We start from the raw sequence: 14,999 nt of genomic DNA, 5'->3' as shown, positions 1-14,999 counted from the left end.
GGGCGCGGGGCGCGGGGCGCCGGGCGCGGGGCGCGGGGCGCCGGGCGCGGGGCGCGGGGCGCCGGGCCCCCGATCGGCGGGTCAGGTTGCCTGGCGCGACTGCCCGCGCACCGGTACCTCGGTGAGCCCGAGCCGGCCCAGCTCCGGCGGTACGTGCGGCCGGACGGTCAGCCCACCGTCCTCGACGTCGATGCCCAGCAGGGTGCGCAGCCCCAGCAGCGGCGCGCCGGCCGCCCACGCCTGCGGGCGGCACGCGGTCGGATACTCAACCGGGGTCATGGTGTCCGACCGTGGGTGGCCGGCGAACACCTCCGGCAGCAGGTACTCGAAGTACTCGGCCGCGTCCAACTGGGCACGGACCAGCGTGGCGGCCTCGTCGTGGAAACCGTACCGGCGCATCCCCTCGGCGATCAGCGCGTTGTCGTGCGGCCAGACCGTGCCGTTGTGGTACTCGATCGGGTTGTACCCGGCGTCCTGTGTGGACATCGTGCGCACGCCCCAGCCGCTCCACATGTCCTCGGCCATCAGCCGGTCCACCACGAGGCCGGCCCGGTCGCGGTCGAGGATGCCGCTCCACAGCAGGTGACCCGTGTTCGAGGTGAGCGCGTCCACCTGATTCTTCGAGCCGTCCAGGGCCAGCGCGTAGTGACCCCGCGACTCGATCCAGAAGTCGCGGTTGAAGCGCTCGCGCAGCGCCGCCGCGTCGCGCTCAAGCCGGTCGGCCAGCGCCGCGTCGCCCCAGATTTCGCGGGCCAGCCGGGCGGTACGCAGCCGGGCGTCGTACGCGTACCCCTGGATCTCGCAGGTGGCGATGGGCGGGTCGGCCAGCCGCCCGTCGGCGAACAGCACCGAGTTCCACGAGTCCTTCCAGCACTGGCTGCGCAGGCCCTGCTTGGATCGGGTCTGATATTCGAGGTACCCGTCGCCGTCCCGATCCCCGGGCCCCTCGATCCAGGCCAGTGCCCGGCGCGCGTTGGGCTCCAGCTCCCGCACCAGTTCGGCGTCCGCGCTCCACCGCTCGTACTCGTCGAGCAGGATCAGGAACAGCGGCGTGGAGTCGTGGCTACCGTAGTACGGCGTGTAGGGCGCGTCGCCCAGCTGGCTCGATTCGCCCCTGCGCAGCTCGTGCGGGATCTTTCCGGGCTCCGCGTCGCGGAAGTCGTCGTACTCGTCGGCCTGCAGGTCGGCCAGCGCGCGCAGGGTGGTCCGCGCGAGCGACGGGTGGAAGGGCAGCGCCTGGTAGGCGGTGATCAGGCTGTCCCGGCCGAACAGCGCCATGAACCAGGGCAGCCCGGCGGCCGGCAGGCTGTGCCCCTCGTGCTCCGGCCGGAATCGCAGCGCGGCGAGGTTGAGCAGGCTCTGCTGGTACGCGCGGCGCAGCGTCTCCGACTCGGCGGAAAGCCTCGGCGCGTTGCCCATCCAGTCCTCGAGGCTCATGCCCATGTTCGGTTGGACGGTGCCCATCCCGCCGTGGCCGGCCCGCATGCCGACCTCGTGCCCGTCGATGACCACCCCTATGTCGATGCACGTGTGCCACTTCTGCCGGGGGGCGAGCGTCAACTCCCAGCACATCGACTGCTCGGTCAGCCGGCCCGATTCCTCGAACACGATCCGGGTGGCGCGCTGGTACCCGCGGTTCTCGTACACCAGGCACACCTCGTTGCCATTCACCTCCACCCGGGTACGGCCGCGCATGCGTTTGCCGGCCTTGACCGCGAGCAGATCGGAGAAGTCGGCGCCGAAGCGCAGTTCCACCACCACCGTCACGGTCTCGCCGCTGTTGTTGTTGTCCACGCAGATGTCCTCGTGCACGCCGTCGGCGACGATGCGTTCGCGGCGTACCGAGATCGACGGGTCCTTGGTGCCGCTGAGCGCGCCGAAGATCCGCGCCGAGTAGTAGTCGGCGGGCCGGCTGGTGAGCACCCGCGTGGGCTGACCGTTGAGCCGCAGCGACCAGGCGGCCAGGTGCCGCACGTCGGAGTGGAACAGGCCGGTCACGCTCGGCGCCGCCGGGTCGTCCGGCTCCACGTCACCGGCCTCGTTGGAGACGAAGAAGCTGCTGCCATCCAGGACGATCAGGTCGTTGGGCACCCGTGTCTCACCGCCTTCGCCGGTTCACCCGACGCGCATACCCGCGCCGCCGGCCGGAAAACCGTGCCGACGCGCATACCCGCGACGGCTGCGGGACGACCGCCGGCCGGGCACCGGAGAGGACACGCCGTCCGACCTTTCGGCCGGTCCGTAAGCGGCGCTCATCCGGGCGCGGTCATCGCGTCACGTGCCGGGCAGCGCGGCGAAGTCCACCTTGCCCAGGCTGGCGGCGAGCTCGACGGCCGCCTCTCGGATGCGGCTCGGCAGGCCGATGTCGTCCGGTTGGTCGGTCCAGCGCTCGAACGCGGTGCGGAAGATGGCGACACCGACCTGCGCGAGCAGCGTCGCCTCCGATTCGGCGGTGCCTCGGTCCCGTAACGCGTCCACCACCGCGTCGGTTACGGCGGCGAACTTGGTCCGCCCCCGTTCCTGAAGCTCCGGGCTGGCCCGGACGACCGCGCGCCGTTGCGCGGCGAGCGGGGCCTGGTCGGCCAGCAGGCTGGCGACGCCGATGAGAGCGGTCAGGAGCGCATCGAAGGGCGAGAGGGTGCTGTCAGCCTGCCGGACGGAGCGGGCGAGGACGGCCGGAAGTTGTTCTGATCCGGCAAACAGCACGTCCCGCTTGTCGGTGAAGTAACGGGAGAACGAGCGCCGGGTCAACCCGGCCCGCTCGGTGATCTGCGTGACGGTGACGTTCTCGTACCCATGCTCGAGGAACAGCTCCAGCGCTGCCTCGCGGAGCCGGTCTTCGGCGCATGGGTCCCATCGCGGCATGGTCACCATCATACCCCTGATGACTCACTGAGCTATCGTCACTGCTATGCTGATGACCCACTGAGTCATCAGCGTTCGAGGCATAGGAGTGGACACATGGCTCTCTCAGACCAGCGCATCGTCATCATCGGCGGCAGTTCAGGGATGGGGCTGGCCACGGCCCGCGCCGCTGCGACGGCCGGGGCGGCGGTCACGATCGCGTCGAGCGACCAGGGGCGCCTGAAGGCCGCGCTCGCGGAGTTGCCGGCCACCTGTGACGGGGCCGTCGTCAACACCCGCGACGAGGCTGACGTCGCTGCCCTGTTCGCCCGCGTCGGCGAGCTCGACCACGTGGTCTACACAGCCGGCGACACGGTGCGTCCGCAGCCGCTGGCGGACCTGCCGCTCGACGCTGCCCGGGAACTGTTCGAGGTCCGCTTCTGGGGAGCAGTCGCCGCGGTCAAGCACGCGGCGCCTCGCGTCCGGCCTGGAGGCTCGATCGTGCTGACATCCGGGACGGTCGCTGTTCGCCCCGCACCCGGTACAGCGCTCGCGGCCGGCGGCGCCGCCGCGATGGAGGGCCTGACACGAGGGCTGGCTGCCGAGCTCGCCCCGATCCGCGTCAACGCGGTGCGGCCGGGAGCAATTCGGACGCCGCTGTGGGACCCGGTTCCGGAGCCGCAGCGTGCCGCGCTGTTCGCGGCCCTCGCCAGTCAGACGCTCACCAAGTCGATCGGGGAAGCGGACCAGATCGCCGCGGCGCACCTGTACCTGATGGAGAACCCCTTCGTCACCGGAACCGTGCTCACCGTGGACGGAGGCGCCACCCTCGCCGGGAACTAATCGAGTTCGGCCAGTGCCGGCGTGCAGTCCAGCGGGATGTCCTCGAAGCTCTTGCGGTACCCGTCGTGGCCGAGGATCCGGAGCACCGCCTCGTCGATCCGCGCGGTGAGGCCGTCATTCAGGAAGTCCTTGGACTTCCCGGTGTCGATGCCGTTGTCGGCGGACAGGTGGATGCCGATGCCCAGCCGTTCGACCCGCGAACCGACGAGCATCTGGTCGCCGAAGAACGGCGCGACCACCATCGGCACCCGGGCCAGCACGGACTCGTGGAAGCTGTTGCTCCCGCCGTGCGTCACGAACACGTCGGCCCGGCTGAGCACCTCCTGCTGGTCCACCTTGGCGTGCACCGACCAGTTGGGCGGGTACTCGGACAGCACCGGGTTGCCCTGGGTGGCGAACACGACCTCGAGGTCGCGGCCCCGCCACAGCCGCGCCAGCCCGGCCACGCACCGGCGCACGCCCTCCCGGGTCTCCTCCTGCGCGGACCACATGTTCACCATCACCTCCGTGCCGAAGGACAGGTACACCACCGGCGTGCCGGAGTTCGCGCGCCGCCGCGGGTGGCCGTCGGACAGGTACCCGGCGAACCGGTACCGCGCCGGCCCCCGGTTGTGCCGGAAGTCGGGCGGTGTCAACGACGGGTACGACCAGAGCAGGTTCAGGTCGCCCGGGATGAACAGGCTGTTGGAGATGAGCTCGATACTCGCCTGTCCCACCGCCACCTCGAAGTCCCGCTCGATCGAGGCGAGGGCGGCCTGGTTGGCGGGTGAGGAGACGCTCTGGTCGAGGTAGTCGAGGTTGGTCATCGGCCCGATCAGGCCGGGCACGGAGCACCACCGGGGACGGCCCAGCACCTGTGCGACAAAGGCGCCCTCCAGCGCGCAGAAGTCGTACAGCACCAGGTCCGGGTCGAACCCGCGCGCGATCCGCAGGCACTCGTCGAGCAATTCGCGCACCCGGGTGAAGACCTGCGAGGCGGGGGTGTTCATGAACGATGCCGACCGTTCGAGCAGGAAGGCCGGAACGCCGAGATCGGCGAGGTCCGGCTCGCCGGCGTGCCGATCGACCAGAACCAGGTTGAAGGTGTGCGAATCCCGGTACTCCCGGATCAGCCTCTTGAGAATGTTGAGATGGCCGTCGTTCGGGATGGTAAAGATCATTACCTTGTTCCCGGGCATCGTGCTCCCGACCTCCGATGGGCCCGTTCCCGCCGGGAGCCTGCCGGCCCAGGCGGGTCAAGAAGGATCACCGCCTCCATTATCGGCCGTGGACGACCCCCGCGTGGCGATTCGCCACCGGCTCCGGCCGGCCGCCGCAACCGTTACGGTGAGGCTGGTGAGCAGCCCAAACACGGCGCCGTACCGCGACCCGACGCAGCGCACCGCGCGCCGGGTGGAGGATCTGCTGGGGCGGATGACCCTGGCGGAAAAGGCCGGCCTGCTGTTCCACACCATGATCGACATAGGACCCGGCGGCAGCCTGGCGCCGGCCGACCTCCAGGCCGGGCTGATCGACGCCCAGGAACTGGTCGTGAACCGGAACCTGAGCCACCTCAACCTGGTCGGCTCCGGGACGCCCCGGCAACTGGCGCGCTGGCACAACCGGCTGCAGGACCTCGCCGCCGATACCCGGCTCGGCATCCCCGTCACGGTATCGACCGACCCCCGGCACGCGTCCTCGGACAACCCGAACACGTCGGTGCTGGCCGGCCCGTTCTCCCGGTGGCCCGAGCCGCTCGGCCTGGCCGCGACCCGCGACGCCGGGCTGGTCGAACGGTTCGCGGACGTCGTGCGGCAGGAGTACTGCGCCGTCGGGCTGCGGCTGGCCCTGCACCCGCAGGCCGACCTGGCCTCCGAACCGCGCTGGCCACGCGTCGTCGGCACCTTCGGCGCCGACCCCGACCTGGTCTGCGAGCTGGTCCGCGCCTACCTGCGCGGCCTGTGCGCGGGCGAGCTGGGCCCGGGCAGCGTGGCGGCGATGGTCAAACATTTCCCCGGCGGCGGACCCCAGCGCGACGGCGAGGACCCGCACTTCGCCTACGGCCGGGAGCAGGTCTACCCGGGCGGCCGGTTCGAGGAGCACCTGCGGCCGTTCGCGGCGGCCCTCGCCGCGGGCGCGTCGCAGGTGATGCCGTACTACGGGATGCCAGTGGGCACGCCGTACGAGGAGGTCGGGTTCGCCTTCAACCGGGACGTGGTGACCGGCCTGCTGCGCGAGCGGCTGGGCTTCGACGGCATCGTCTGCACGGACTGGGGCGTGCTCACCGACGACAGGTATCTGGGCCAGGAGCGGCCGGCCCGGGCCTGGGGGGTCGAGCACCTCGACCCCGCGGCGCGCGCCCGGAAGGCCATCGAGGCCGGGGTGGACCAGTTCGGCGGCGAGGCGCGGCCCGATCTGATCATCGAGCTGGTGCGCGACGGGCAGGTGAGCGAGCAGCGGCTGGACGCCTCCGCGCGCCGGCTGCTGCGCGAGAAGTTCACCCTCGGCCTGTTCGACGATCCATACGTCGACGAGGAGCGGGCCGAGGAGACGGTCGGGCGGGCCGACTTCCAGGCCGCCGGCGCGGCGGCCCAGCGCGCCTGTGTCACGCTGCTGTCCAACGCCGCCGGGCACAGTCCGGCGCACCTGCCGCTGCGGCCGGGGCTGCGGATCTACTGCGGGGACCTGGCGCCCGACGCCCTGCGCGGGCACGCGATGCCGGTGGACGACCCGGCGCGCGCCGACGTCGCGATCCTGCGCGTGCAGGCGCCGTACGAGACCCGGCCCGGCCCGATCGATGCCTTCTTCCACGCCGGTTCGCTGGAGTTCCCGCCCGAGCGGCGCGACCGGATACTGGCCATCGCCGACGCGGTACCGACCATTGTGGACGTATACCTCGACCGGCCGGCCATCCTCACCCCGCTGGCCGACAGGGCCGCCGCCCTGCTGGTCACGTTCGGCGTGAGCGACGACGCGCTGGCGGACGTGCTGTGCGGGCGAGCCGCGCCGCGCGGGCGGCTCCCGTTCGACCTGCCGGCGTCGGCAGCGGACGTCGAGTCGGGCCGGCCCGACGTCCCGTTCGACGCGGCCGAGCCGCTGTTCCGGTACGGCCACGGCCTGAACTACTGAGCCGGGGCGCCTCAGCCGGCGGACACCGGCTCGGGCTCGGGTACCGGGTCCGGTCGCGGCGCCCGGCGGGTGGCCAGCACGGAACCGGCGAGCACCAGGGCGAAGCCGAGCCCGATGCCGAGCGTGAACGGCTCATCCAGCAGCAGCACGCCCAGCGCCACCGCGACCGCCGGGTTCACGTAGGTGACGACCGTCGCGCGTACCGGACCGACCTCCGCGATGAGCGCGACGAACAGCAGGAACGCCGCGGCGGTACACAGCACCGCCAGCACCACCACCGCGCCGGTGACCCGGGCGGACGGCCAGTGCCGGGGCAGCTGAAACACGGCCACCGGCAGGTACACCAGGGCGGTCAGCCCCAGCGACACCGCGGTCACAACGGCACCCGGCACGTCGGACAGGTACCGGGCGAGCACGTACGGCCCGACCGCGTACCCGATCACCACGCCGGCCATCTCGACCAGCGCCCTCAGGTCGCCGCCGTGCACGTCCAGCCCGACCAGCGCGGCCACCCCGACCAGCCCGACCAGCAGCCCGGTCAGCCGCATCCCGCCCGGACGCTCGGTGCCGCTGGCCCAGGCCAGCAACGCCCCGAACAGCGGTACGGCGGCGATCAGCAGGCCGGACAGCGAGCTGTCCAGCCGCTGCTCGGCGCTGGCCAGCAGCAGCCACGGCACCGCCACCTCGGCCGCCGTGAAGACCAGCACGGCCGGCCAGTGCCGCAGCAGCGGGCGGAGCTGGCCCCGGGCGCCGGCCAGCGGCAGCAGCAGCAGCGCGCCCAGGCCGGTGCGCAGGAACACCAGCGACACCGGCGACAGGACGCCGACCGAAACCTTGATCAACAGGTACGGCACGCCCCAGATCAGACCCATCGCCATGAACAGCAGCCACCCACGCCGCGACACCGCAGCCTCCCCCTCAGTCGTCCAAGTCAGGAGCGATTGTGCCCTCCGGTCCTTGCAGGGTCGATAGGGTTTTCAGTCGCGGTATCCGCCCGGGCGTCGTCATACACGGTTCCGGCGGACCATCCGCGGGCATGCGCCATCGACCTCTGTGGGCAGGAATCGTCAACCGGCGGGTCGCCGGGCGGTCAGAGCATCTCGAGCGGTCTCGCGGCGGTCGGCGGCGGGTACGCCGCGTCCAACCGGGCGAGGTCCTCGTCGTCGAGGTGCACGTCGAGGCAGGCCGCGTTCTCCGCCACGTGCCCCGGGTTGCCGGAGCGGGGAATGGCGGCCACGCCCTCCCGGCGCAGCACCCAGGCCAGCGCCACCTGGGCGGGCGTCACGTCGTGCCGGGAGGCCACGGCGGTGATCTCCGGGTTGTCGAGCAGCCGCCCCTGCTCGATGGGCGAGTACGCGATCACCGGGATGTTGGCCAGCCGGCACGCCGGCAGCAGATCGAACTCGGGCCCGCGACGGGTGAGGTTGTAGAGGATCTGGTTGGCCGCGCAGGACTTGCCTCCGTCGGTGCGCAGCAGCTCGTCCAGGTCGTCGGCGTCGAAGTTACTCACGCCCCACTGGCCGATCTCGCCGGAGTCGATCAGCCGGGAGAAGCCCTCGATGGTCTCCGCCAGCGGGTACCCGCCACGCCAGTGCAGCAGGTACAGGTCGATGTGGTCGGTACGCAGCCGGCGCAGGCTGCGCTGGCACGCCTGGATGGTGCCCCGCGCGCTGGCGTTGTCGGGCAGCACCTTGTCGACCAGGAAGACCCGATCGCGGCGGCCCGCGATGGCCTCCCCGACGAGTTCCTCGGCGGCACCGTCGCCGTACATTTCGGCGGTATCGATCATCGTCATGCCCAGGTCGAGACCCAGGCGCAGCGCCGCGATCTCCTCCGACCGGGTGTTCGATCGCTCGCCCAGATACCACGTGCCGTGGCCCAGCACCGGCAGCTGCTGGCTCGACGGCATGGTGAGGGCGGGTATCACTGCGGTCATGAGGGCTCCGGTGTCATGCGGCGGGGCACGGGGGCAACGACAATATAACGATCATCTACCCCTGAGGCCGCCGACTAACCCGTTTGTTAACCAAGACTGCGGGTAGGCCCGAACCATGCCGAATGTGCAGCAACCAGAGATGCGCCGCAGCGGACGGGACCCCTTGGTGCAGGACAGCGCGGAGAACCGGGCGCCGGGGGCGGGCCAGGAGAGCCAGCGCAGGCGGGGCCAGCCGGTACCCGAGGCGCAGACCTCCCCGTACGGACCGAAGGCACCCGCGAACCGTCGACTGCCCAGCGAGGTCGAGGTCGAGCCCGAGCCGGAGTGAGCCGGAAACGCAGTGGGGGCACCGGGTTTCCCCGGTGCCCCCACTGCGTTTCTCACCGACCTCAGGCGGCCGCCCCGACCAACGGCTGCGCACCCGTCTCGGACTCGGCGGGCCGCAGCGCCAGCCGCAGCACCTCCGACACTTCGCCGGTCACGTGGATGGTCAGCGCCTTGCGCACCTCGTCCGGCAGGTCATCCAGGTCCGGCTCGTTGCGTGCCGGAATGATGACCTCGGTCAGCCCGGCCCGGTGGGCGGCGAGCAGCTTCTGCTTCACGCCACCGATCGGCAGCACCCGGCCGGCCAGGGTGACCTCACCGGTCATCCCGAACTCCGGGCGCACCGGCCGGCCGGAGGCCAGCGAGGCCAGCGCGGTCACCATCGTGATGCCGGCGCTCGGACCGTCCTTGGGCACCGCGCCGGCCGGCACGTGCAGGTGGATCCGCTTGCCCACCAACCCGCTCGGGTCGATGCCCAACTGCCGGCCGTGCGAGCGCAGGTACGACCAGGCGATCTGCGCCGACTCCTTCATGACGTCACCGAGCTGGCCGGTCAGGGTCAGCCCCGACTCACCGTCCATGGCGGTGGCCTCGATGAACAGCACGTCCCCGCCGGCACCGGTCACCGCGAGTCCGGTGGCCACGCCAGGCACCGCCGTGCGCTCGGCCGACTCGAACACGAACCGGGGACGGCCCAGGTACGTCGCGAGGTTGTCCCCACCGACGTGCACCGACCCGGCCTTCGCCGCCAATTCGACAGCGACCTTACGAAGCACCTTCGCGAGCCCACGCTCGAGCTGACGGACGCCCGCCTCCCGGGTGTACTCGCCGGCGATGCGCCCCAGCGCCTCGTCGTCGATGGTCACCTCGTCGGCGGTCAGGCCGGCCCGCTCCAGCTGCCGCGGCCACAGGTGATCCCGGGCGATGGCGACCTTCTCCGCCTCGGTGTAACCGTCCAGGGTCACCAGCTCCATCCGGTCCAACAGCGGGCCGGGGATGGTGTCCACCACGTTGGCGGTGGCCAGGAACAGCACGTCCGAGAGGTCGAGGTCGATCTCCAGGTAGTGGTCGCGGAACGTGTGGTTCTGCGCCGGGTCCAGCACCTCCAGCAGGGCCGCGGCCGGGTCGCCGGAGAAGCCGCCCGCGGACAGCTTGTCCACCTCGTCCAGCAGCACCACCGGGTTCATCGAACCCGCCTCGCGGATGGCCCGCACGATCCGGCCCGGCATCGCGCCGACGTACGTACGCCGGTGACCGCGAACCTCGGCCTCGTCCCGTACGCCGCCGAGCGACACCCGGACGAACTTGCGGCCGAGCGCCCGCGCCACGGACTCGCCGAGGCTGGTCTTGCCGACACCGGGAGGCCCGGCCAGCGCCAGTACCGCGCCGGAGCCGCGCCCGCCCACCACGTGCAGACCGCGCGCCGCCCGGCGGTTGCGCACCGCCAGGTACTCCAGGATGCGGTCCTTCACGTCGTCGAGGCCGGCGTGGTCGGCGTCGAGCACCTCGCGCGCCGCGGCCAGGTCGGTGTTGTCCTCGGTACGGGCGTTCCACGGCAGCTCCAGCACCGTGTCCAGCCAGGTGCGGATCCAGCCCGACTCCGGGGACTGGTCGCTGGCCCGCTCCAGCCGGCCCACCTCACGCAGGGCCGCCTCGCGGACCTTGTCCGGCAGGTCGGCGCTCTCCACCCGGGTCCGGTAGTCGCCGGCACCGTCCGGCTCGTCCTCGCCCAGTTCCTTGCGGATCGCGGCCAGCTGCTGGCGGAGCAGGAACTCCCGCTGGCTCTTCTCCATGCCCTCGCGGACGTCCTCGCTGATCTTCTCCGTGACCTCCTGCTCGGCCACGTGGTCGCGCAGCCAGCCGACCAGCAGCTCGAACCGGGTGGTCAGATCGGTCGCGGCGAGCAGCTCGACCTTCTGGGACAGGCTGATCCACGGCGAGTACCCGGCGGAGTCCGCCAACTCGCCGAGGTCGGTCATCCGCTCGACCGCGTCGATGACCTGCCACGCCCCCCGCCGTTGCAGCACCGAGGTGACCAGCGCCTTGTAGTCGCGGGCCAGTTCCCGGGTCTTGCCGGTGGGCGCCGGAACCTCCAGCGGGGTCGCCTCGACCCACAGCGCGGCACCCGGCCCGGGTACCCCGGAGCCGATCCGGGCGCGGGACAGCCCCCGGATCACCGCGGCGGGTTCACCACTGGGCAGCCGGCCGATCTTGTCAATTGTCGCTATGGTGCCGACCGGTCCGTACTCGCCGTCCAGCCTGGGCACCGCGAGCAGCGTCTTGTCGCCGGTGGTCCGGGCGGCGTCGATCGCGGCCTGGGTGCTCGAGTCCAGGGTCACCGGAATGACCATGCCGGGCAGCAGTACCTCGTCGGTCAGCGGGAGAACCGGAAGAGTAGACATGCGCACCTCTGTAATCGCGTAATCATGAGCCTGACCCACTCAAGTTTTCGCGACGAGGTTCTGTTCCTTCCCGGGGCCCGGATGTGACCGCCGTCACCGCAGAGCCTCACCGAGCACCCCGCTTCGGGCCCGGACTCAGGCGAACTTCCCGGCCCATCGGGCGAATTTCCGCCCGCCGGGCGAATCTTCGGCCCCTTGACGAGCGGAGTTCGTCAGGCGGAGCGGGTATCGGGCGCGATGGCAGCCGGCGCCCGGCGGGTACGGCGGGAACCGCCCGGCACCCGGCCGGTCTGCGACTGCCGGCGCGTCACGCGCCCTCCGGACCTGGCGGCCGGGCCGACCCGCTCGTCGTCCGCCCCGCTCCGGACCATCCCCCACCGGCGCAGGTACGCGTCGGCCAACGCCCGGGCGGCCCGCTGTATGCCCTCCCCGGACAGCCCGCACCACAGGTAGACCAGGTCCTCGGCCTCGGCCAACGAGATCGGTTCACCGCCCCGGCGGAACCGCTCCGGCAGGCTGCCGGCCTCCAGCCGCAGGTAGTGGTGGGCGTAGACCCACGGGTACCACTCCGGCACAAAGGGCACGGCCGGGCCCTCGGTGCGCCGCACGAACTCCGCCACGGTCTCCACACCACCGATTTCCATGACACCCCCCTAGGCGATCATCCCCCTGATAGCACATTGTGGGGCTTGTGACCGGATCCGGCCCGCGACGCACCGACCGTCACGAAACGTGGCACATCGCCGCCAGCTCCTCGACCCGCCCGTGCAGCCGGTCCAGGTACTCCTCGGCCTCCGGCTTCATCAGCACGCTGCGCAGGATCCGGCCGCGTGGCACGTCGGCGGTGACCCGGTGGCCGCGCTCGCGCAGGGACTGGCCGGTCACCGCGTACGTCGCCAGGTACACCGGGTCGGCCGAGTCCGTCATGCCGCGCCGCATCAGCCACTCCGACGCCTCGTCGACCTGCGAGAGCGTGGCGCGGCGGGGCAGGTACGCCACGATGTCCAGCTCCGGCCGCTGGTACGGGGCCAGGTGAGCCGAGCCGGCCAGCAACTCGGCCCAGCGCAGCGCCGCCCGGCGGCCCGGGCGCAGCACGCCACCCAACCCCTTGTCCGTCAGCGGCAGGAGGCGCAGCGTCAGCCACAGCGCGGCGGCCGACGCCCCGGACCGGCTGCACTCCAGCGAGATCTCGCCCAGGTGCAACTGGTCGGAAGTGAAGTAGGTGTACGGCGAGTCGTGCCGGTAGAAGCGGCCGACCGCCGGGTCGGCGAACAGCACCGCACCGCACCCGTAGGGCTGCAGCCCGTGCTTGTGCGGGTCGACCACCACCGAATCGCAGCCGGCTATCGCCCGCCAGGGCGCGGACGCCACCCCGTCCGGGGAGTCGTCGGCGATCAGGGCGAAGAAGCCGCCGTACGCGGCGTCCACGTGCAGCCGCACCCCGTACCGCTCGCGCAGCGGCAGCGCCTCGTGGATCGGGTCGACCGCGCCCAGCCCGGTGGTCCCCGCGGTCAACACGACCGTACCGATCCGGCCGGTGGCCAGCAGCTGCTCCAGCGCCGTCAGATCCATCCGCCCGGCCGCGTCCACCGGCACCGGGTGCCCCTCCACGCCCAGCAGGTGGCACATGCGCTCGTGGGTGTAGTGGCTGTCCGCGCTGTACGCCACGCCCAGCCCCGGGTGGGTCTCCCGGGCCACGAACAGCGCCTCGAGGTTGGCGATGGTGCCGCTGGTGGTCAGGTGACCCAGGTGCGTGCCGAGGCCGAACATGGCGGCCAGCTGGGCGACGACCTCCTTCTCCAGCTCGGCGGTTGCCGGGCCGCCGTCCAGGGCGTGGTTGTTGGGGTTGATCTGCATCGCCGCCACGTAGCCGGCGATCGCGGCGGGGTGCGGCGGCTTGAGCATCTGGCCCGCGTACCGGGGATGGAAGAACGGGTAGTTGTCGCCGCCCAACCGCTCGGTGAGCTCGCCGAACGCCTCGGCGAAGCGCTCCTGCCCGACGTCGAGCGCGGGGTGCGGCTGGTACTCGCCGAAGCCGCCGGCCCACCGCTCGTGCCAGTCGACCGCCTGTTCCAGCCACCCTCGCAGGTCCATCCGCCGCCCCTCTCGCCCCAGCCGTCGGCCGACACGATAGCCGGCCACCAGGGCGGTGATCACGGCACGATGATCTGCGGGGAGCGGCGGCCTACCCTGGTCGGATGAGCGAGGGCACCGATCAGGACTGGGCTCGCCAGCGGAGCCGGGCGATCGCCGCGCACGCGGCCGAGCGGGACCGGCGGGAGGCTGCCGAGGCCGGACAGGCCCGGGAGCTGATCGCCGGCTTCGTCCGGGACGCGCGGGAGCGGGGCCTGCCGACCCGGTCGCTGTCGGCCCAGGGGTACGACGGACGCACCCGGTACCGGACCGGCCTGCGCGGCTGGTACCTGGGCGCCGACCACACCCTCGCGATCGGCGAGGACGGCGAGTTCTACATCCTGACCGTCCCCGGCTCAATGCGGGCCAGGCTCACCGGCGCCACGGTCCGCCCGGCATCGCCCCGGCTGGTGATCGGCGAGGGTGCCCGGGACGGCGAGCGGATAAGCCTGCGCGACCTGCTGCGGCTACGGCTCGAACGGGACGACCTCTAATGGGCGTGGCGCCCGGAGCGGAGCTGGCGGACCTATGAGCCCATTGATCGACCGGATCGGGATGGAATCCGCATTCCACGCCGATGAACTGGTCACCGTGAAGGATCCCGCACTCGCCGCGATCGCTCACGAGCCGACCCGCGACTTCCTGCGGGAGGTCGGCCTGCCGGACCAGGTCGGCTGGTTCGAAGCGGACCAGCGCCTTCTCGATGGCGACCTGCGAATCGGCGGCACAGCCTGGCAGGCCGTCGCGGAAAGGTACCCGGACTGCCCGCTGGACATGTCGGCCTGGCTCACTCTCGGCGGGATCGCCCTGGACGACGTCATCGTGGACACGATCACCGGGGCGGTGTATTGCATTCCGGAGGACGGCCCCGTTCACCTGCTGAATTCAAGCATCGACGCGCTGGCGTATTTCCTTCACGCACTGGAAGAGCAGCGGCCTTGGTACGACGCCGAGGCCAGCACCGACGAGGGCGTCGACCCCGACGGCGCCGAGCGCAGGCTGCTGCGCCGGATGCGCCAGGCGGACCCGATCGCCATGGAGCGCCCCGAATCGATGTGGTTCTCGGTCCTGGGGCACGTGCGCGATCTGCTGCGGAATTAGCTCCGCCCTCGGGGTGAATCCGCGAGGTGCCCGGGGCGCATCGCACCCCGGGCACCCGTTTCGCGTCGCGTTTCACGGCTCGCGCGATCAGTCGACCGCGGCGACCGCCTCCGGTACCTCGGGGGACGGCCGGTCCGCGGCACGGAAGACCAGCTTCGAGGTCTCCACGTTCTCCGGATCACCCTCGCAGTCCACGACCACGATCTGACCCGCCTTCAACTCGTTGAACAGGATCCGCTCCGACAACGAGTCCTCGATCTCACGCTGAATCGTGCGGCGCAACGGACGGGCACCCATCACCGGGTCCC

13 protein-coding genes and 1 pseudogene are annotated in these 14,999 nt (G+C 71.7%); 5 read left to right on the top strand and 9 right to left on the bottom strand.

All coding sequences use genetic code 11. The features are described from left to right. Positions 1-81 precede the first annotated feature (81 nt). Positions 82-2,091 (bottom strand): amylo-alpha-1,6-glucosidase, encoded by a 2,010-nt coding sequence (locus tag ABEA87_RS41795; protein WP_345639343.1) that lies wholly within the window; start codon positions 2,089-2,091, stop codon positions 82-84. A gap of 183 nt (positions 2,092-2,274) precedes the next feature. After that, the gene (locus ABEA87_RS41790) at positions 2,275-2,865 is read right to left on the bottom strand and encodes a TetR/AcrR family transcriptional regulator (RefSeq protein WP_345639342.1); all 591 of its coding nucleotides are present in this window, start codon (positions 2,863-2,865) and stop codon (positions 2,275-2,277) included. 96 nt (positions 2,866-2,961) lie between these two features. Here ABEA87_RS41790 and ABEA87_RS41785 point away from each other — a divergent pair, with 96 nt between their 5' ends. Then, positions 2,962-3,687: an SDR family oxidoreductase gene (locus tag ABEA87_RS41785; protein ID WP_345639341.1), complete on the top strand. Its 726-nt coding sequence runs from the start codon at positions 2,962-2,964 to the stop codon at positions 3,685-3,687. Here ABEA87_RS41785 and ABEA87_RS41780 read toward each other — a convergent pair. Then, positions 3,684-4,847: a glycosyltransferase gene (locus tag ABEA87_RS41780; protein ID WP_345639340.1), complete on the bottom strand. Its 1,164-nt coding sequence runs from the start codon at positions 4,845-4,847 to the stop codon at positions 3,684-3,686. The genes ABEA87_RS41785 and ABEA87_RS41780 overlap by 4 nt on opposite strands. Positions 4,848-5,022: 175 nt before the next feature. On the opposite strand from ABEA87_RS41780, the gene ABEA87_RS41775 reads away from it, so the two are divergent. Continuing rightward, entirely contained in the window at positions 5,023-6,795 is a 1,773-nt protein-coding gene (locus ABEA87_RS41775; protein WP_345639339.1) for a glycoside hydrolase family 3 protein, read from the top strand. 11 nt (positions 6,796-6,806) lie between these two features. Here the strand turns inward: ABEA87_RS41775 and ABEA87_RS41770 are convergent, their stop codons facing one another. Together ABEA87_RS41770 and ABEA87_RS41765 are read right to left on the bottom strand one after the other, a co-directional pair. Then, entirely contained in the window at positions 6,807-7,700 is an 894-nt protein-coding gene (locus tag ABEA87_RS41770; protein WP_345639338.1) for a DMT family transporter, read from the bottom strand. Between the two features lie 185 nt (positions 7,701-7,885). After that, positions 7,886-8,731: an aldo/keto reductase gene (locus tag ABEA87_RS41765; RefSeq protein ID WP_345639337.1), complete on the bottom strand. Its 846-nt coding sequence runs from the start codon at positions 8,729-8,731 to the stop codon at positions 7,886-7,888. 124 nt (positions 8,732-8,855) lie between these two features. On the opposite strand from ABEA87_RS41765, the gene ABEA87_RS41760 reads away from it, so the two are divergent. Further along, on the top strand, positions 8,856-9,059 hold the full coding sequence (locus tag ABEA87_RS41760) for a hypothetical protein (RefSeq protein ID WP_345639336.1): 204 nt from the start codon (positions 8,856-8,858) through the stop codon (positions 9,057-9,059). A gap of 61 nt (positions 9,060-9,120) precedes the next feature. Here ABEA87_RS41760 and lon read toward each other — a convergent pair whose 3' ends face one another. From lon to ABEA87_RS41745, 3 genes are all read right to left on the bottom strand, one after another. Further along, positions 9,121-11,457, bottom strand: coding sequence for an endopeptidase La (gene lon, locus ABEA87_RS41755; RefSeq protein WP_345639335.1), 2,337 nt, complete (start codon positions 11,455-11,457; stop codon positions 9,121-9,123). A gap of 212 nt (positions 11,458-11,669) precedes the next feature. Beyond that, entirely contained in the window at positions 11,670-12,101 is a 432-nt protein-coding gene (locus tag ABEA87_RS41750; protein ID WP_345639334.1) for a hypothetical protein, read from the bottom strand. A gap of 79 nt (positions 12,102-12,180) precedes the next feature. Beyond that, positions 12,181-13,551, bottom strand: coding sequence for a pyridoxal phosphate-dependent decarboxylase family protein (locus tag ABEA87_RS41745; RefSeq protein ID WP_345639333.1), 1,371 nt, complete (start codon positions 13,549-13,551; stop codon positions 12,181-12,183). 104 nt (positions 13,552-13,655) lie between these two features. Here ABEA87_RS41745 and ABEA87_RS41740 point away from each other — a divergent pair, with 104 nt between their 5' ends. Beyond that, positions 13,656-14,084, top strand: a complete 429-nt coding sequence (locus tag ABEA87_RS41740; RefSeq protein WP_345639332.1) for a hypothetical protein — start codon at positions 13,656-13,658, stop codon at positions 14,082-14,084. 43 nt (positions 14,085-14,127) lie between these two features. Beyond that, positions 14,128-14,691, top strand: coding sequence for an SUKH-4 family immunity protein (locus tag ABEA87_RS41735; protein ID WP_345639331.1), 564 nt, complete (start codon positions 14,128-14,130; stop codon positions 14,689-14,691). A gap of 87 nt (positions 14,692-14,778) precedes the next feature. On the opposite strand, the pseudogene ABEA87_RS41730 reads toward ABEA87_RS41735, so the two are convergent. After that, positions 14,779-14,999: pseudogene (locus ABEA87_RS41730) on the bottom strand (ATP-dependent Clp protease ATP-binding subunit ClpC); the annotation flags it as partial.

The sequence above is a fragment of the Rugosimonospora acidiphila genome, assembly GCF_039543385.1.
Classification (GTDB): Bacteria; Actinomycetota; Actinomycetes; order Mycobacteriales; family Micromonosporaceae; genus Rugosimonospora; species Rugosimonospora acidiphila.
The sequence above is the reverse complement of the archived record's forward strand: the minus strand, read 5'-3'. Positions and strand labels throughout refer to the sequence as shown.

Coding starts and splice junctions, on each gene's coding strand:
- ABEA87_RS41790 (WP_345639342.1), bottom strand. CDS start 2,865: ATGCCGCGATGGGACCCATGCGCCGAAGACCGGCTCCGCGAGGCAGCG.
- ABEA87_RS41785 (WP_345639341.1), top strand. CDS start 2,962: ATGGCTCTCTCAGACCAGCGCATCGTCATCATCGGCGGCAGTTCAGGG.
- ABEA87_RS41780 (WP_345639340.1), bottom strand. CDS start 4,847: ATGATCTTTACCATCCCGAACGACGGCCATCTCAACATTCTCAAGAGG.
- ABEA87_RS41765 (WP_345639337.1), bottom strand. CDS start 8,731: ATGACCGCAGTGATACCCGCCCTCACCATGCCGTCGAGCCAGCAGCTG.
- lon (WP_345639335.1), bottom strand. CDS start 11,457: ATGTCTACTCTTCCGGTTCTCCCGCTGACCGACGAGGTACTGCTGCCC.
- ABEA87_RS41750 (WP_345639334.1), bottom strand. CDS start 12,101: ATGGAAATCGGTGGTGTGGAGACCGTGGCGGAGTTCGTGCGGCGCACC.
- ABEA87_RS41745 (WP_345639333.1), bottom strand. CDS start 13,551: ATGGACCTGCGAGGGTGGCTGGAACAGGCGGTCGACTGGCACGAGCGG.
- ABEA87_RS41740 (WP_345639332.1), top strand. CDS start 13,656: ATGAGCGAGGGCACCGATCAGGACTGGGCTCGCCAGCGGAGCCGGGCG.